The 17,821-nt window shown below is 36.3% G+C and carries 15 protein-coding genes; 11 read left to right on the top strand and 4 right to left on the bottom strand.

Annotated elements, in window-relative coordinates; genetic code table 11:
• Nucleotides 1-26 precede the first annotated feature (26 nt).
• Entirely contained in the window at nt 27-503 is a 477-nt protein-coding gene (locus BG05_RS25710; RefSeq protein WP_002186468.1) for a PH domain-containing protein, read from the top strand.
• A complete protein-coding gene (locus BG05_RS25705; RefSeq protein WP_033733838.1) occupies nt 496-1,914 on the top strand; it encodes a PH domain-containing protein in 1,419 nt (472 codons plus the stop codon). Before BG05_RS25710 ends, BG05_RS25705 begins: the two co-directional genes overlap by 8 nt.
• 120 nt (nt 1,915-2,034) lie before the next feature.
• On the opposite strand, the gene hmoB is transcribed toward BG05_RS25705, so the two are convergent.
• Nucleotides 2,035-2,538, bottom strand: a complete 504-nt coding sequence (gene hmoB / locus BG05_RS25700; protein ID WP_002011151.1) for a heme-degrading monooxygenase HmoB — start codon at nt 2,536-2,538, stop codon at nt 2,035-2,037.
• A 127-nt stretch (nt 2,539-2,665) separates the two neighbouring features.
• On the opposite strand from hmoB, the gene BG05_RS25695 reads away from it, so the two are divergent.
• The 6 genes from BG05_RS25695 to BG05_RS25670 all read left to right on the top strand — a co-directional run bounded on the left by BG05_RS25695 (nt 2,666) and on the right by BG05_RS25670 (nt 11,405).
• Entirely contained in the window at nt 2,666-4,783 is a 2,118-nt protein-coding gene (locus BG05_RS25695; protein WP_002011154.1) for a transglycosylase domain-containing protein, read from the top strand.
• 189 nt (nt 4,784-4,972) lie between these two features.
• Nucleotides 4,973-6,019 carry a uroporphyrinogen decarboxylase gene (gene hemE, locus BG05_RS25690; RefSeq protein WP_003187795.1) on the top strand — a complete coding sequence of 349 codons (1,047 nt, stop codon included), beginning with the start codon at nt 4,973-4,975 and terminating at the stop codon, nt 6,017-6,019.
• Nucleotides 6,020-6,033: 14 nt separating this feature from the next.
• Nucleotides 6,034-6,969 (top strand): ferrochelatase, encoded by a 936-nt coding sequence (gene hemH, locus BG05_RS25685; RefSeq protein ID WP_002134839.1) that lies wholly within the window; start codon nt 6,034-6,036, stop codon nt 6,967-6,969.
• 19 nt (nt 6,970-6,988) lie between these two features.
• Nucleotides 6,989-8,410, top strand: a complete 1,422-nt coding sequence (hemY, locus tag BG05_RS25680) for a protoporphyrinogen oxidase (protein WP_016126676.1) — start codon at nt 6,989-6,991, stop codon at nt 8,408-8,410.
• Nucleotides 8,411-8,627: 217 nt separating this feature from the next.
• On the top strand, nt 8,628-10,994 hold the full coding sequence (locus BG05_RS25675) for a DUF6359 domain-containing protein (RefSeq protein ID WP_003187822.1): 2,367 nt from the start codon (nt 8,628-8,630) through the stop codon (nt 10,992-10,994).
• 111 nt (nt 10,995-11,105) lie between these two features.
• On the top strand, nt 11,106-11,405 hold the full coding sequence (locus BG05_RS25670) for a hypothetical protein (protein WP_002168944.1): 300 nt from the start codon (nt 11,106-11,108) through the stop codon (nt 11,403-11,405).
• A gap of 113 nt (nt 11,406-11,518) precedes the next feature.
• On the opposite strand, the gene BG05_RS25665 is transcribed toward BG05_RS25670, so the two are convergent.
• Entirely contained in the window at nt 11,519-12,373 is an 855-nt protein-coding gene (locus tag BG05_RS25665) for a hypothetical protein (RefSeq protein WP_002168943.1), read from the bottom strand.
• A 326-nt stretch (nt 12,374-12,699) separates the two neighbouring features.
• On the opposite strand from BG05_RS25665, the gene BG05_RS25660 reads away from it, so the two are divergent.
• Nucleotides 12,700-13,272, top strand: a complete 573-nt coding sequence (locus tag BG05_RS25660; protein ID WP_002168940.1) for a TetR/AcrR family transcriptional regulator — start codon at nt 12,700-12,702, stop codon at nt 13,270-13,272.
• A 207-nt stretch (nt 13,273-13,479) separates the two neighbouring features.
• Nucleotides 13,480-15,957, top strand: coding sequence for a YhgE/Pip domain-containing protein (locus BG05_RS25655; protein ID WP_003187826.1), 2,478 nt, complete (start codon nt 13,480-13,482; stop codon nt 15,955-15,957).
• A gap of 38 nt (nt 15,958-15,995) precedes the next feature.
• On the opposite strand, the gene BG05_RS25650 is transcribed toward BG05_RS25655, so the two are convergent.
• On the bottom strand, nt 15,996-16,757 hold the full coding sequence (locus tag BG05_RS25650) for a hypothetical protein (protein ID WP_002168938.1): 762 nt from the start codon (nt 16,755-16,757) through the stop codon (nt 15,996-15,998).
• A gap of 221 nt (nt 16,758-16,978) precedes the next feature.
• Entirely contained in the window at nt 16,979-17,344 is a 366-nt protein-coding gene (locus BG05_RS25645) for a PH domain-containing protein (protein ID WP_016126677.1), read from the bottom strand.
• A gap of 242 nt (nt 17,345-17,586) precedes the next feature.
• Between BG05_RS25645 and BG05_RS25640 the strand changes: the two genes are divergently transcribed.
• On the top strand, nt 17,587-17,793 hold the full coding sequence (locus tag BG05_RS25640) for a hypothetical protein (protein WP_002125823.1): 207 nt from the start codon (nt 17,587-17,589) through the stop codon (nt 17,791-17,793).
• Nucleotides 17,794-17,821: the final 28 nt, after the last annotated feature.

Raw genomic sequence — 17,821 nt, 5'->3', positions numbered from 1 at the left:
TAAATTCATATAATTGGAGTGATGAGATGCAGCCGTTAGAGAGGGAGATTCATTCTAATATGCTAAAAGTGTGGAGAATTCATGCTTTAATTGGGGCGGCGGTTATACTAGCAGTCGTAATTGCGTATTTCTTTTTTATGATTAACTTTAACTGGTGGGGCTGGTTGTTTGGATTGTTAGTGACAGGAGCAGTTATATACATACCACTCGACTATTTTGTATTTCCAAATTTACGTCAACGTTATTATAGTTACAGATTAAATGAAGAAGAGATTGAGATTCAAAAGGGAATGTTCGTTGTGAAGCGCGTACTTATTCCGATGATTCGTGTGCAGCACGTAACGATTGAGCAAGGACCAATTATGAGAAAGTATAATTTAGCAGAATTACATATTTCAACAGCGGCAACTTCTCATAGTATTCCAGGTTTAACGAAAGAAGAAGCAGAACAGTTGAAAAGACAAATTGGAGAGCTTGCGAAAGTGAGTGATGAGGGTGTATAAGAGGCAACATCCGATCACGATATTGTTAGGTATTCGAATTGCGACTTTGTTGCCTTTTATTTTTCTTGTTTTATTTCGTTCAGATGGTGAAGTAAAACCTTGGTATTTCTTACATCTTGTTCTTTTGTTTGTATTATTTATTATGGCTATTTTTTCAGCTGTAAAATGGTATTTCAAAGTATACTGGGTTGAAAATAATATTTTACATATAAAACACGGTGTTTTTGTGAAGAAGGAAAGTTATTTAAATAAAGATCGTGTGCAAAACATTAGTACATCTTCTAATGTCATTTATCAAATGCTTGGGCTTACGAAATTAAATATAGAAGTAGCGGGCGGCGGTAGTGAGCCGGAAGTGATGTTAGCTGGTATTAAAGAAGATGAAGCGAAGGAACTGATTGCCTTATTAAATAAAAAAAGAAGCGCTGCGAGTGAAGAAGTACCCATGGCAGAAGAAAGTAAGACGATTTATCAGTTAACGATGAAAGAGATTTTAGTAGCTTCCATTACGTCTGGTAGATTCGGATTAGTGTTTTCTGGATTACTTCTTATTTACACAGAGTTTAATCAATTTCTTCCAGAATGGCTCATAAATAAAGTGGAAGCGTATGTGATGGATAACGGTGTATATGAATTAATCGTTATGGCCGCGATTTTAATGGCGGTTTCGTGGGTCGTTTCGACAGCTGGTTATGCGCTAAAATATGCGAACTTTAAAATAGAGCGAAACGGAAATGAAATTCGTATTGTGCAAGGGTTATTTGATAAGAAAGAGTTTGTCTTAAAGCTCCACCGCATTCAAGCAATTACTGTGAAAGAAGGAATTCTCCGCCAGCCTTTCGGTTATTGCTCTGTCGAAGTGGAAGTCATTCAAAGTATAGAAGCCGCAGGGAATGAAGTGATGTTACATCCTTTTATGAAGAAAAAAGATGTACAGCAGCTACTTGCCTATTTACAGTTGCCGTATGAAATAGAAGAGGTAATCGTTCATTTACCGAAGGCTGCATTACGCCGTTACGTCGTAATGGGCTGGATTACAAGTGCTGTGCTCGCTGTGCCAATCGCTGGTGCGAGTATATATTTTAAACAACATACTGCGTTGTTCGTTCTTATACCGCTATTTATTGTATTTACAATACTTGCATACGCTAGATATAAAAGTGGTGGATATATGATACGAGACAATCAGTTAGTAATGGTGCACCGAGGTCTCGCGAAATATACAGGGATCATGCGAAGAAGGCATATTCAAGTGGTCGGATACAATCAATCTTATTTTCAAAAGAAAGACGAGTTATGTACAGCTGCTGTAGCGGTGGCGGGACATGGTTATGAAGTGAAGCATATGCGAAAAGAAGACGCGCTTCGCATATATAATTGGTATAAAGAAAAAGGAAACACCGGTGTGTAATGGTGTTTCCTTTTTTGTGTGTCGTCATTTGTCGATAAGTCGATATATTTCGAGTTGCGCCGATATATTCGAAAAATCGCTGATATAATTTCACATACCGCTGACTCCGAACTCCGAAAATTAAACTAACACATCAAAAGTAGTCACGAACGACGGGCGAGAGAAAATGCTTTTTTGCTGTTCTGCATGTGGATGCGCCTGAGCCTGTGCTTGTCCTTCTGCTTGTGCAGGGCGTTTTTTATGAGCGTTTTCGAATGAACGTGATTCTGTCCAGTCTTTAAAGTTTTGCTCAGTTTCCCACATCGTTAAGATGACATATGTATCATTACTTAATGGGCGAAGAACACGGATTGCTTGGAAGCCAGGCTCATTTTCGATTAGACCAGCACGGTTTTTAAAACGGTTTTCAAATACAGGGCGACCTTCGTCTGTTACAGAAATGTTGTTACAAACGATGTAGCCAGATTGTCCTTTAAATTCTCCAACAGCGTCTAATACGTCATACTGAAGTGTTGATTCTACAGATTCTTCAGTATTTTCTTTATAAAACATATCTTTTTCGTTATTTTTTGCAGTGAAATGTGCTTGTTCTAGAGGTGTTTCGTATGAAATAATAGCCTTCATTTTAATGCCCCCTTTATGGTTTGTCTCTATTATATCAATTCTCTTAAAAAACTTCGAAGATTATATACATAAAGATACTTCTTTTTCAAATAATAAATGTACCATCATTTGGAAAGAAGGCCGATGTATGAAGAAAGCAAAGTGGACTTTATTAGGCGGGGTAGCAACGTTCGTAGTAGCGATTGTACTCTATAAACTTATTGTGTTAACTGGTGGCTATATGATGGATGAAAAGCAGCTTGTTTTCCACTCTTCATCACGTATCGTTGACCAGAAAGGAAAAGAAATTACGAAGTTATATGTAGAAAATAGAGAGCTCGTGCCAATTGAAGAAATTCCAAAGTACGTGCAGCAAGCATTTATTGCTGTGGAAGATTCTCGTTTTTATGAGCATCAAGGAATTGATTACCCTTCTATATTTCGGGCGCTTTATAAAGACGCGTTAGCTGGAGAGAAGGTAGAAGGCGGTAGTACGATTACGCAGCAACTAGCTAAAAACGTCTTTTTAACTCGCGAAAAAACATTTACGCGCAAATTGAAAGAGGTCGCAATTTCTCTTCAATTAGAGCAAAAATATACGAAGCAGCAAATTCTTGAAATGTATATGAACCATATTTATTTCGGTCATGGGGCATATGGTATTCAAGCGGCAGCAAAGTTGTATTTTAATAAAAATGTAGAAGATTTAACAGTGGAAGAGGGAGCTATGCTTGCAGGGCTTCCGAAAGCGCCAAATGGCTATTCACCGTACTTATCCCTAGAAAAGAGTAAAGGGCGCCGTGATCTTGTTTTGTCACTTATGCATAAACAAGGCTATTTAACAGCGGAAGATAGTGTTCGTTACCAAGGGAAAACAATCGCTCTTTATAAAAATTCAGATGAACGTGAACTCGCATATATGCCGTATATCGATATGGTTATAGATGAAGCGGCGCGTTTATATGGTTTATCGCATCAAGAAGTACTGCGCGGAGGATATACGTTTGTCGTACCGATGGATGAAAAAGTTCAAAAGGTAGCATATAACCAGTTTCAAGATGCGAGAAATTTCCCTGGTAAAGAAAACGGGGCGCAAGGTGCATTTTTATTAATGGATAATCAGACTGGCGGAATTAAAGCCGCGATTGGCGGAAGAGAGTATGTTCCGAGAGGGCTTAATCGCGTTTTTGCAAAGCGGCAGCCTGGTTCTGTTTTAAAGCCGCTTATCGTATATGGACCTGCACTTGAGACGAAGAAATATAATCCATATTCTTTATTAACGAATGAAAAAAGTTCGTTTGAAGGTTATGAACCTCGAAATTATAATCATGAGTATACGAAAGAGATGACGATGTACGATGCGGTATTAGAATCGGCAAATGTGCCAGCTGTATCTTTATTAAATGAATTAGGGGTAGATGAGGGAAAGCAATATTTAGAGAAAGGGAATGTTCATATTGCGGACTCAGGTTTAAGTACAGCACTTGGCGGGCTGAAAAATGGTGTGTCTCCATTTGATCTTGTCAAAATGTACCGATCTTTTTTAGCAAACGGGAATATTATCGAACCGCACGTTATTGATAAAGTATTAAATAGACACGGGGCAGTCATTGGAGAGTCATCAAAAGCTGAAACGAAAGTCTTTTCAAAGCAAACGGCATGGTATATGACAAAGATGCTTGAAGGAGTTGTGAAAGAAGGTACGGCGAAAGCTGGCGTATATAATGGAGCTTTAGCTGGAAAAACAGGCACAACTTCATTGCCGAATGATGACAATGGTGCGCGTGATATGTGGTTCGTTGGATATACACCGAATTTAGTAGGTGCAGTTTGGATTGGCTATGACCGCACCGATAAAGAGCATCAATTACAAGATGGAAATGCATCTGCAACGATGTTATTTAAAAAGATTTTAACGAAAGCAAACATACAAGATAAAGCGAGTTTTCATAGGCCAAAAGGTGTTGAAACAATTGGACTGCCAATTCGTTTAGATAAGATTCAAAACGTGGAAGCAAAACTAGCATTTAGTCCTTTCGGTTTATTTGCAATGAAACTAAGCTGGACGCCGCTTCCTGATGAGCGAATTATGTATCGGATTTATAAAGTTGAAAAAGGAATTCATACTCACGTTGGAACGGCAAAAGGAACGGGGAAATATGAGGAGAAGTTTATTAATATATTCTCAAAACCAAGTTTTTACGTTGTGCCATATAACACACAAACGAACCGTGAAGGAGAAAAGTCAAAAGTAGCTAAACCGTAGTTTTTCTCTGTGCTATAATAAGAATGTTGTGAAAATAGTAAACGTTTTTACGAACGTTTGTGTCAATTTAATGAACAACGTACATAATGTTATGCATTTTGTTTTTACAAGCTGTATAGTAAAAAAAGATAAATATCGGAATAGAGCATATTTAAAGAAAAAGCATTGGTAAGGAAGGGAGCTAGGGTCTTGGTAAGAACTATAAATGAGACATTTTTAAAAGTATGTAGGGGGGAACGTACAGAGTATGTACCAGCATGGTATATGCGTCAAGCAGGTCGTTCACAGCCGGAATATAGAAAGATAAAAGAGAAATATTCTTTATTTGAAATTACACATAATCCAGAGTTGTGCGCTTACGTTACAAAGTTGCCAGTTGATCAATATAACGTAGACGCAGCAATTCTTTATAAAGATATTATGTCACCACTACCTGCAATTGGTGTTGATGTGGAAATTAAATCTGGCATTGGTCCAGTTATCGATAGTCCAATCCGTTCTTTACAAGATGTAGAAAAATTAGGGGAAATCAATCCAGAAGATGACGTACCTTACATACTAGATACAATTCGTTTATTAACGACAGAAATGTTAGATGTACCGTTAATTGGTTTTTCAGGAGCTCCATTTACGTTAGCGAGCTATATGATTGAAGGCGGTCCTTCTCGTAACTATCATAATACGAAAGCGTTTATGTATGCAGAGCCGAAAGCTTGGTTCGCTTTAATGGATAAGCTTGCAGATATGGTTATTACATATTTAAAAGCGCAAATTAACGCAGGAGTAAAAGCGGTTCAAATTTTCGATTCTTGGGTTGGAGCAGTAAATGTAGCGGATTACCGTATATTTATTAAACCAGCGATGGAGCGTATTTTTGCAGAAGTTCGCCCGATGGGTGTTCCAATGATTATGCACGGCGTAGGTGCTGCACATTTAGTGAATGAATGGCACGACTTACCGCTTGATGTAGTAGGTTTAGATTGGCGCTTACCGATTGAAGAAGCACGCGCACGTGGTGTTCACAAGGCGGTACAAGGAAATATGGATCCTTCATTCTTATTAGCACCTTGGCCTGTTATTGAAGAACATGTAAAAGGTATTTTAGATCAAGGGATGAAGCAGCCAGGTTATATCTTTAACTTAGGTCACGGCGTATTCCCAGAAGTAAATCCAGATACATTAAAACGCTTAACTACATTTATTCATGAGTACTCTAAAGAACAGTTAGCGAAGTAAAGGAGATTGTCTGTATGAAAAAGAAAATTGGTTTGCTTGTAATGGCATACGGAACGCCATATAAAGAAGAAGATATTGAACGTTACTATACACATATTCGCAGAGGAAGAAAGCCAAGTCCTGAAATGCTAGAAGATTTAACAGAGCGTTACCGTGCAATTGGTGGTATTTCTCCTTTAGCTACTATTACATTAGAGCAAGCTAAAAAGTTAGAGACACGTTTAAATGAAATACAAGATGAAGTAGAGTACCACATGTATCTTGGTTTAAAACATATTGAACCGTTCATTGAAGATGCAGTACAAGCTATGCATAAAGATGGAATAGAAGATGCAATTGCACTCGTTCTTGCCCCTCACTATTCTACTTTTAGCGTGAAGTCGTATGTAGGACGAGCGCAAGAAGAAGCAGGAAAACTTGGAAACTTAACAATTCACGGCATCGATAGCTGGTATAAAGAACCGAAATTTATTCAGTATTGGGTCGATGCAGTGAAAGGTATATATAACGGTATGTCAGAAGCAGAACGTGAAAAAGCAGTGTTAATCGTATCTGCACATAGCTTACCAGAAAAAATTATCGCACTCGGCGATCCATACCCGGATCAATTAAACGAAACAGCTGACTATATTGCACGTGGTGCTGAAGTAGCAAATTATGCAGTAGGTTGGCAAAGTGCCGGAAATACACCAGACCCTTGGATTGGTCCAGATGTACAAGATTTAACGAGAGAACTAAATGAAAAATACGGCTACAGTTCATTCGTATATGCACCAGTTGGATTTGTTGCGGAACATTTAGAAGTTTTATATGACAATGACTTTGAGTGTAAAGTTGTAACGGATGAAATTGGCGCGAAATATTATCGTCCTGAAATGCCTAATGCGTCGGACGCATTTATCGACTGTTTAGCAGATGTAGTATTAAAGAAAAAAGAATCTGTAATGTAAGTAGAAAGGGGGAGCTTACTTGAGGAAAAAAGTTGTGATCATCGGCGGTGGCATCACAGGATTAACAACAATGTATAACTTACAAAAAGAAATTCGTGAAAAAAACTTGCCGATAGATGCATTGCTTATAGAAGCGTCTGGTAAACTTGGCGGGAAAATTCAAACCGTTCAAAAAGATGGATTTACAATTGAACGTGGCCCTGATTCTTTCTTAGCAAGAAAAGAGAGTGCAGCTAAATTAGTGAAAGAATTAGGACTTGATGCTGAACTTGTAAATAATAAGGCCGGTCAATCGTTCGTTCTCGTAAACAATCGGTTACATAAAATGCCGAGCGGTTCAATGATGGGAATTCCAACGCAAATTACGCCGTTTCTATTTTCCGGATTGTTCTCCCCAATTGGTAAACTAAGAGCTGGTTTTGACTTATTAATGCCTAGATCAAAACCAGTTTCTGATCAATCACTCGGGCAGTTTTTCAGGCATCGTCTTGGAAATGAAGTCGTTGAAAATTTAATTGAGCCATTATTATCTGGTATTTATGCAGGGGATATTGATGAAATGAGTTTAATGTCAACATTCCCTCAAATTTATCAAATTGAACAGGAGCACCGTAGTATTTCACTCGGTATGCGTACGCTCGCTCCAAAGCAAGAGAAGGCTGAATTGAAAAAAGGAATATTTAAAACTGTGAAAACCGGTTTAGAATCTATAGTAGAATCTCTTGAAACGAAGATTCCTAATGATATGATAATGAAGGGAACTCGTATCGAAAAGGTTGCAAAACTTGGTGATAGTTATACGATTACGCTTAGTAACGGAAAAGAAATGGAAGCAGACGCGATTGTAGTTACGACGCCGCATAAAGTATTGCCATCTATGTTTGCGCAGTATAAGCAGTTTCGTTTCTTCCGTAACATTCCGTCTACATCAGTTGCAAACGTGGCACTTGCTTTCCAAAAGTCTGCAATTCAGCGTGATATTGATGGTACCGGATTTGTCGTATCAAGAAATAGTGATTATACAATTACAGCGTGTACGTGGACACACAAAAAATGGCCACATACAACGCCAGAAGGAAAAACGCTTCTTCGCTGTTACGTCGGACGCCCAGGTGATGAAGCGATTGTCGAACAAACTGACGAAGAAATTGTGCAGCTCGTATTAGAGGACTTACAAAAGACAATGGATATTACAGAGGATCCAGAGTTTACAATTGTAAGCCGCTGGAAAGAAGCGATGCCTCAATATACAGTAGGCCATAAAGAGCGAATGAAAAAGCTCACAACATTTATGGAGGAAGAATTGCCAGGTGTGTATTTGGCAGGTAGTTCTTACGCTGGTTCTGGTCTTCCGGCTTGTATTGAGCAAGGTGAGTTAGCGGCGAAACGTGTGTTATTTCATTTAGAGAAAGTAATGGAGACTAAATTAGTCGCACATTAAAATATTTCAAACAAAACGCCTTCAATTATATTGAAGGCGTTTTGTTTATTGGATAAAATACCTTTAGTCAATAAACCTATATAAGTTATTTTGTATTATAGTTTGAAAACTTGTAAATTAAATAAATTTTGTGTAAAACTTGTCGAAATATAGTTCTATATAACGAATCATTTGATATGATAGAAATGTTGAGAAAATATGAAATAGGGAGAGGGAAATGGCTGTGAAGAAATTATTAAGTGTCTTTTTATCATTGATGTTATTGCTTTCATTTACTGGAACTTTAGCGCAGGCGGAAGAAACTACTTCTATGTCAGTAGAAAAAGCAATTCAAGTATTTAAGCAGCAAGGGAAAACGAAGGGGATAGTGGAAGGATATATCGTTGGGTATACGCAAAGTCCTTCTAAATACACGAAAGATCCGGCTAAGTTTGACGACACAAACGTGGCAATTGCCGATTCGCCAAACGAAACGAATCCAGACAAAATCATGCCTGTTCAATTGCCAAAAGGCGATGTGAGATCGGCAGTAAATGTGAAAGACCATCCTGAAAATATCGGGAAGAAAGTTAGGTTGACAGGGACGCTTGAGTTATATTTCGGTAGCCCAGGTTTAAAATCAGTAACAGCTCATAAGTTTCAAGGAGAAGAACAAAACCGCGTTAGCGATGTAGTGGCATCACCAAATGGTGGGGAAGTTGCAAAAGGAACAGCAGTAACATTAACAACGAATACAGAAGGAGCAACAATCTACTATACGTTAGATGGCTCTAATCCTACAAACAAAAGTGTTCGTTATAACGGACAAATTGTAGTGAATGAAAATAGTGTAGTGAAAGCAATCGCTGAAAAAGAAGGGCTTACTTCTTCAGCAGTTTCGACATTTTCATTTATAATCGTAACAAATGAACCAGTTCGTATTCATGATATTCAAGGGAAATCACATATTTCTCCTTACAATGGGAAGAAAGTAAACAATGTGGAAGGCGTTGTCACAGCGCTTGATAAAAATGGTTTTTATATAGAAGATAATCAGCCGGATAATGATCCAGCTACTTCTGAAGGTATTTACGTATACAAAAAAGATGTGAATGTAGCAGTAGGAGATCTTGTCCAAGTTGATGGAGAAGTAGAAGAATATGTTGGGCCTGGATATGCAGAAAGGTTTGACACAGATTTAACGACGACGGAAATTAAAGCGAGCCGCGTTGCTGTCATCGCAAAAGATCAACCTTTACCAGCGCCGATTGTACTTGGAGAAAACGGTGTGAAAATTCCTAATCAAATTATCGATAATGATGCATTCGGTTTATTTGATCCAAATGAAGATGCAATCGACTTTTATGAAAGTGTAGAAGGTATGCGCGTTACGATGCCAACGCCAAAAATTATTGCCCCTCAGAAAAACGGGAATTTATATGTAACAGTAGAAAATGGCGGGAATAAAGTCGTAACGAAATATGGCACACCTGTATTAGATGAAAATCAATTAAACCCAGAACGTCTTTCTGTAAAAGTACCTCGTGATTATGTAGCAAAAGTAGGAGATACTTTTACTGGAGATATAACAGGGGTAGTCGGATATGATTACGGTTCGTTCCGCATTGCGCCAATAACGGAATTACCATCTGTAGTGGACGGCGGATTTAAGCAAGTAGGGGCAAATATTCAGCCTCGTCTTGATAAGTTAACAGTTGCTACATATAACATTGAAAATTTCTCGGCGAATAAAAAAGAAACAACAGATGAAAAAGTAAAAGCGTTAGCGTATTCTATTAAATACAATTTAAAAATGCCAGATATTATCGGTGTAGAGGAAATGCAAGATAACAATGGATCAATTAATGACGGTACAACAGATGCTTCATTAAGTGCAAAACGTATCATTGATGCAGTTCTAGAAATTCGTGGACCAAAGTATGAGTATGTAGAAATTGCTCCGAATAATAATCTAGACGGAGGAGCACCAGGAGCTAATATTCGCGTCGGTTTCTTCTACAACCCATCACGCGTGAAATTAGCAGCAGTACCGAAGTTACTTGATAAAAATGTTGTTCGCATTGGAGACGAAAGTTCATTATTTGAAAGTACACGTAAACCGCTTGCAGCAGAATTTACGTTCCAAGGACAAAACGTTGTTGTCGTTGCAAATCACTTAAACTCAAAAATAGGAGATGCAACGCCATTTGGAAAAGTGCAGCCGCTCGTATTAAAGAGTGAAGAAAAACGAATTCAGTTAGCGCAAGAAGTAAATCACTTCGTACAAGGAATTCAGAAAAAGAACACGAATGCACCAGTTGTTGTGTTAGGGGATATGAACGATTTTGAGTTCGCTAAACCACTAAAAGCACTAGAAGGAACAATCTTGAAAAATATGTTAAACACAGTGCCGAAAGAGAACCGCTACACGTACATTCATGAAGGAAATGCACAAGTGTTAGATCATATTTTAGTAACAAACAACATCGCACCATACACAATTGTAGATCCAGTGCACTTAAACTCAAACATTATGAAAGAGCATGGACGTGTAAGTGACCACGATCCAGTACTTGTTCAAATTGATTTGAAGAAGGCTTCTTAAATAATGTAAAAGAACGCTTAGAAATATACTAAGCGTTCTTTTACATTATTAGGGATTTTTATGATAAAATAGATTGAATATTCATTCTTTAATACAGGGAGGTGTAGACATATGGTAGCCCGAATAAACGGGAAATTAATGAATCAGCTTGCAATTTTTTTTAGTACGATCGTCATGCTTCAGTTTGTAGCTGATATAACAGGGCTTACACAGACTCTAGATAGTATGTATTACTTAATAAATACAGCAACTTCCTATATAACGTTTAGTTTGGCGGTTATTTTTACTTTAATCGGTGCAAGAAGAGAATTAAGTAAATATGCAATTATTGCATTATGTTTAGTGGTAGCTATTAAAGCGATTTATTTTGCGGCGATCGTTATTTTATGGGGATTGGCAGGTACGCCGTAAAGGGGAGAGGATTATATGAGTATTGAAAATATAAGATTGATAAATGTAAATGATAATAAGAGCGTAATTCTCTAAGCTAACTTAGGGAATTACGCTCTTATTCGTTCAATTATTTAGTCCGAAATTGCTTGAAACGCTTTTCTACACCGATCTCTTTTTTGCAGTCTTCTTCTATATTTTTTTCTATCCCGCTTTACTCCTTGTATATACATAAATAAGCTAACGAGAAGGAAGAAAGCACATTGCATCGTTAAAATGTACGGTGACATGCCTTGCAATGGTTGTTTCGGATCATATAAATGAATAGGTGCTCCGCCTATTGAAGGAAATATTGTATTTAGCAGGACGTAAGGAATGGAGGCAACTGCAAATGGAAAGAGAATTGCCATATAGTCCTTTTGTGACCATACAGATGCAGCAAGTCCTAAAAGAGCCATTAAACCTGCAAATAAAAAATTAATTCCGATATATACAGTAATGTAAGTGAGAGGCGCATCGAAATATAGGTTTGCGAACATTCCATCAGCATTTATGATGCCTGAACCAATCGTAGGTGTTCCGTCTGGAATGGTTAATTTGCAAAATAATAACGATAAGATGAATGGAAATGTATAAAGTAATCCTCCGCAAAAAAACGTAACGATATATTTCATTAATGAATAAGGAAATAAAGAAATCCCCTTACTCACAAACGGTTTAAAACCATCTGACTTATCCGAATTGTAACTTGTACTAAAGGGGAAACTCGCAATAACTGGCATTAATAATAAATAAACATCCATTTCATTGTCGCGAAATCCGATCCATTTTATATCTGTTGAAATAGGTCCACTCGCTGCGTCTCCTAAATAACGAATTACATAGTAATAGTGATAAATACAAATAAGAACGAATCCACTAAACATAATAATTAAAGAAATACGACTACAAAAAGCTTGCTTTATATTTAAACGAAGCGCACGCATCATGACTGAAAAAGCCTCCACTATTTTGATAAACTTGTCTATTTTCTATATTACTATTAAATGTAAAGATTTTCTTGTTTTTTTATTTGATTATTTGAAAAAAGGGAAATTTGTTGTCGTTAAGTAAGGTTTAATCATATATCTTAAGAACACCTTTTCTTTTTCTCTTTTCTTCTGATACACTATGACAGTATTATATAACTTGACTGGAATTTTTTTATACTGGAAATAATAAAAAAGAGAACTTGTCTAGAATGTAAGCGTGTGGTAATATCAAAGATGTACTGATTGACTATATTATCCAATTGGTCATTTTTGGAGGTGACGATGTGGCGATAGATCGAAAACGCTCTATTATTGAAGCTGCAACAAAGTCTTTTTCAGCGTTCGGTTATAAAGCAACAACGATGGATCAAGTAGCGAAGTTAGCGAATGTAGGAAAAGGAACGATTTATACTTTTTTCAAAAATAAAGAAGAACTATTTGGTGAAATTATTTCTAATTTAATTACAGAAATGAAGCAAGTCGCAAAAGACGCAATTCGTTCAGATATTTCATTTTTTGAAAATGTACATAGAGCATTATATAGCATATTAGAATTTAGAAAAGAACATCAGCTCATGATTAAATTAATTCAAGAAGAGCGCGATATGGGAACGAAAGAAGTACAAGAAGTGATGCAACAAGTAGATGTGGAAATCGTTTCTGTTATTCAATCTTATTTAGAGATTGCAATTGAAAAAGGTGAAATTAGCAAATGTGATCCAGAAATTACAGCGTTTATTATGCTTCGCCTATACGTATCGCTTATTTTTGATTGGGAAAAAAATCATGAACCGTTAGAAAAAGAAAAAATCTCAGAATTATTCGAACTTTATTTACTAAAAGGATTGTCAAATTAAGATAATCCTTTTATTATTATAAAAAAATGACTAATTGAACAAATTGGTCAATCGTATAAGGAGGATGGTTAAATATAATCATGTAGATGAAAATGTGCATAGTATAAATTCGGGGATAAGGCATATGTATGAACAGATATAGCCTTTTTATTTGGGTAAAAATGACCATAAATGAATTTTGGTCATTTTAAAAAAGGGGGATAAATTATGAAATGGCATAAGTTGCTTAGTAAAGAATTTGCAGAGATTATAAAAAGTAAAAAAATATTAATCCCAATCATTGCGGTTTTATTTGTACCGATTTTATATGCGGGTATGTTTTTATGGGCCTTTTGGGATCCGTATGAACAGCTAGATGACTTGCCAGTTGCGGTAGTCAATTTAGATAAAGGTGCAGAACTTGATGGGAAACCAATTGAGGTCGGGAAAGGACTCGTTGATAACTTAAAAGATAATAAAAGTTTTAAATGGGAATTTGTAAGTGAAAGAGAAGCGAAAGAGGGAATGGAAGGCAGAAAGTATTACATGTTAGTACGTATTCCAGATGACTTCTCGAGTAACGCTACAACGTTATTAAAAGACGATCCGAAACCATTAAACTTAGAATACATTCCAAATGAAAGTTTAAACTTCTTATCTTCACAAATTGGCGGAACAGCAATTGAAAAAATTAAAGGTGAAGTATCAAGCACGTTAACGAAAACATATGCAGAGAAAATGTTTGATTCCATTAAGGACGTCTCAAAAGGATTAGCAGATGGAGCGGACGGAGCAAATAAGTTACATGATGGAGCTAGTGAGTTGCATGATGGATCAAGTAAAGTGACGGATGGACTCCATACACTTCAAGGGAAGTCTGGGGAGATGAAGGATGGAGTTCAGAAATTAGCAGATGGATCTAATAAATTAGTAGATGGGTCAGGAAAAGTAACAACAGGTTTAAATACGTTAAATAGCAAAACGGGTGAAATGCAGATAGGTATAGGGAAATTGCAAGATGGGTCTCAGAAAGTAACTGATGGTTTGAATACATTAGCAAATAAATCAGGTGAATTAAAAACAGGAACGAATGAATTAGCGAACGGTATGGAAAAGCTTGTTGGAGGACAAAGTCAATTAGAAGAAGGTTCTCAAAAAATTGAAAATGGTTTGCAAGATTTAAATAGTACAGTAAAGCATTCTGTTGTAGGTTTAGAGGAAATGCAGGCGAAAGTTCCTTCTATATTAAATACTGTAAATGAGAAAATGAACGGAGCTGCAGAAAACGTAAATCAGTTAAATGAATTTACTCAATCAACAGCAGGAGATGCAAAAACTGCAGCGCAAGATGTAGCTAATTTGCAAAAGCAAATCGAGAGTTTACCAAAAGAATATCAAGAGAAGTTACAACCATATATAACAAATGCGGCGAAAAGTACAGCGACAGTTCAGCAGAAAGCTATTGGAGTAGCAGGTGGAACAAATAAATTAAATGAAGAAGTAAAACAATTAAAAGGTGAAATAACTCAAACAACAAGTGATGCGCAAAACAAACTACCGAATACAGCGAAATTGCAATCTTTAACGGAGGGTATTGAGAAATTACTGAATGCGCAAAACGAATTTGTAAGCAAATTTCATGGATTTGGTGAAGGATTAAGTAATGCCAAAGTAGGTGTAGATAAATTAAATAACGGGTCAGGTCAATTAATTGATGGAGTAACTCAATTAGCAGATGGCTCAAGTCAAGTAACAGGCGGTTTAGGTACATTATCTGTAGGAGCAAGCCAAATGACAGGAGGAATAACGCAATTAGAGGATGGCTCAAGTCAAGTAACAACAGGCATAGGTACTCTAAATGGTGGTCTAAATAAAATGTCAACTGGCTCAACACAGCTAATCGACGGCGTAAATAAACTAGCAGACGGCTCTGGAAAAGTGACTGACGGACTCGTAAAAGTAAACGACGGTTCAGGTGAACTTGCTGAGAAGCTTGGTGAAGGCGCAGAAAAAACGGGAGAAGTAAAAGGAACGGATAAAACGTATGATATGTTTGCAAGCCCTGTAAAAGTGAAGACAGAGAAACTAGCGGAAGTTCCAAACTACGGAACTGGGTTTACACCGTATTTCTTATCACTCGGTTTATTCGTTGGGGCATTACTATTATCGATTGTATACCCATTACACGATACAGTCGGCGTTCCGAAATCAGGATTTAGTTGGTTTATTAGTAAGTTCGGCGTTTTACTATCAGTCGGTATTATTCAAGCGATAGTAGCAGATGTCATATTACTATTCTGGTTAGGTGTAGAAGTACAAAGTATTCCATACTTTATACTCTTTAGTATTGTTACGAGCTTAGCGTTTATTTCATTAATTCAATGTTTAGTAACAGCATTCGGTGATGCAGGGCGTTTCATCGCCATCATCACATTAATTATTCAGCTTACAACAAGTGCTGGAACATTCCCACTAGAGTTGATTCCGAAGTATTTACAACCATTTAATGCTTGGTTACCGATGACATATTCTGTATCAGGATTGAAAGCAGTCGTATCAAGCGGAGACTTTAACTTCATGTGGCAAAATATTGGGATACTCATGATCTTTATCGTTGTATTATCACTTGGAACAATTGCTTCATTAACTTGGATGCATAAGCGACAATTTAGAAATGTTGCTGAAAATCAATCGGTTGAAGCGTAAATAAGGAACATAAAAAAGGCACCGAAATGGTGCCTTTTTTATTGGTCTTGTTTTATTGGATGAGAAAGTTCATTTGTTTTTCTATTTTTACGGAACAAGTATATAACAATACTTATAAGAATAATTGTAGCTACAATCCAAACAAATGGACCATATCTTTCAGCAAAAGTATATAGTTTCATGTTGCTGGCAATGTCCTCTTTTGTTTTTCCTATTAGAATTTCAGAACCACTATACCCTTCAAGTGTATCTCCTTTTTTTATACCAAAAATAAGAGTGTCTGATTTGTTTTCTATTCCTGTATATCGGTATCCTTTACCTTTAATTGTTAATTGAGTATCATCCTTTTTTAGTGAGTAATCTTCGGTGGAAATATCTTTTCCTGACAGTGTAATTGGTTCCATCGAAAAACGGATTTCTTTTAATGCAGGAAGAGCCTCATTGTTTAGTAAGAGCTGCTTTGCAATATGCTGCTCGGTATCAATGTTTTTCCAATTTGCCTTTCGTCGTTTATATGTATTAATTTCAAGAAGTGCAAATTCTTTATTTTGAAGTTTTTCCTCTGTAATAGGTTGCGCGGTAGTTAATGTTCCTTTTAATAAAATCACACCGTCTTTTGCAGATTGAAATGAAGAGACCTCCTTCGTTTCTTTTAATGTATTGATAGCACCTCTATAATCTTCTTTTCCTAAAAGAACAGCTCCCGTATGTACGGTTAAAATAAGATATAGGATGCTTAATACTATAATAGCTTTTTTCACTATTTTCCCTCCAAAATATGTATAAGTTAATTGTAACATAATTTTCCATATAAAATTTTCAATTTGAATAATAGGTTACAGGAATGAGAGTGATAAGTAAATTAAGAGAAGTGTGGATGAGAGAAGTAAAAATGAAAGAGAAATACAGTTGTAAGAAAGGTGAACTGTACTTCTCTTTTAGATGAAAAGTATTTTATTCCGTAAAATCCCAATTGGTGTAGGCTAATAATCCGTGGGGGATGAACAAAATCCCCCACGGATTAAAGTTTCACTTTATTGAATTCTTTTCTCTGTATTACATTTAAAAAAACCTCAATATTCGAGCTTAAAATTTGGCCCACCGTTATATATTCGTCTTCATAGTAAAATATTAGTTTTTTATCAAAGAATGTTCTTTTCGTCTCTATGGATAGAATTTTTTTATATTCAAATTCCACAATCAATGCATTTTTACAACATTTGAATGATTGTCCATAAAAAATAACCCTCCTATTAGTGGCAAGTAACACTCCGGAACGAGGGACATTATGTGTAATAATATAGCCAGTAAGTGAACATCTTAAAGTGGATAAAATATTTTCTTCATGATGTAATAGTTGTTTTGCATCCTCTAAAATTTGATTCATTGCATATAATCCTTTTTTATTTAAAATACAATCTATACGGATATTATTATAGCAAGAAAGACCATACACCAAATATGTAACATTGCATATTTGGTGTATGGTCTTTCGAATATTATTCAGAATGGTTCTTACTTTCCAAAGAGCATCTTTTCCTTAATTTTACTATATTTTATGTGTAGCCTAAACGAAAGAAAGGAATCACAACAATTTGAATAGAATCATATTACAGGGGAGTTGATAGTATGAGACAAAAATCTCGCTTCTATTTCATCATATATCCGCTAGTCTGCTTCTTAGTTTATACACTATCTCCGATTTTGTTTCATAAAAAAGAATATACGAGTATGAAAGACATAGTGGGAATGATTGTAACCTATTATATTTTAATTGGTGGATATTACTTTATTGATTTTTTAAGTAAAAGAATAAAGAAAAACGGTAAAGTTTAATAATATAAAAACTGATGGAGGAGAACGA

The sequence above is a fragment of the Bacillus mycoides genome, assembly GCF_000832605.1.
Classification (GTDB): Bacteria; Bacillota; Bacilli; order Bacillales; family Bacillaceae_G; genus Bacillus_A; species Bacillus_A mycoides.
The sequence above is the reverse complement of the archived record's forward strand: the minus strand, read 5'-3'. Positions and strand labels throughout refer to the sequence as shown.

Bases quoted from the DNA above. Each gene is read 5' to 3' on its own strand.
- BG05_RS25710 (WP_002186468.1), top strand. From the start codon at position 27: ATGCAGCCGTTAGAGAGGGAGATTCATTCTAATATGCTAAAAGTGTGG.
- hmoB (WP_002011151.1), bottom strand. From the start codon at position 2,538: ATGAAGGCTATTATTTCATACGAAACACCTCTAGAACAAGCACATTTC.
- BG05_RS25695 (WP_002011154.1), top strand. From the start codon at position 2,666: ATGAAGAAAGCAAAGTGGACTTTATTAGGCGGGGTAGCAACGTTCGTA.
- hemH (WP_002134839.1), top strand. From the start codon at position 6,034: ATGAAAAAGAAAATTGGTTTGCTTGTAATGGCATACGGAACGCCATAT.
- BG05_RS25675 (WP_003187822.1), top strand. From the start codon at position 8,628: ATGGCTGTGAAGAAATTATTAAGTGTCTTTTTATCATTGATGTTATTG.
- BG05_RS25670 (WP_002168944.1), top strand. From the start codon at position 11,106: ATGGTAGCCCGAATAAACGGGAAATTAATGAATCAGCTTGCAATTTTT.
- BG05_RS25665 (WP_002168943.1), bottom strand. From the start codon at position 12,373: ATGATGCGTGCGCTTCGTTTAAATATAAAGCAAGCTTTTTGTAGTCGT.
- BG05_RS25655 (WP_003187826.1), top strand. From the start codon at position 13,480: ATGAAATGGCATAAGTTGCTTAGTAAAGAATTTGCAGAGATTATAAAA.
- BG05_RS25650 (WP_002168938.1), bottom strand. From the start codon at position 16,757: ATGTTACAATTAACTTATACATATTTTGGAGGGAAAATAGTGAAAAAA.
- BG05_RS25645 (WP_016126677.1), bottom strand. From the start codon at position 17,344: ATGAATCAAATTTTAGAGGATGCAAAACAACTATTACATCATGAAGAA.
- BG05_RS25640 (WP_002125823.1), top strand. From the start codon at position 17,587: ATGAGACAAAAATCTCGCTTCTATTTCATCATATATCCGCTAGTCTGC.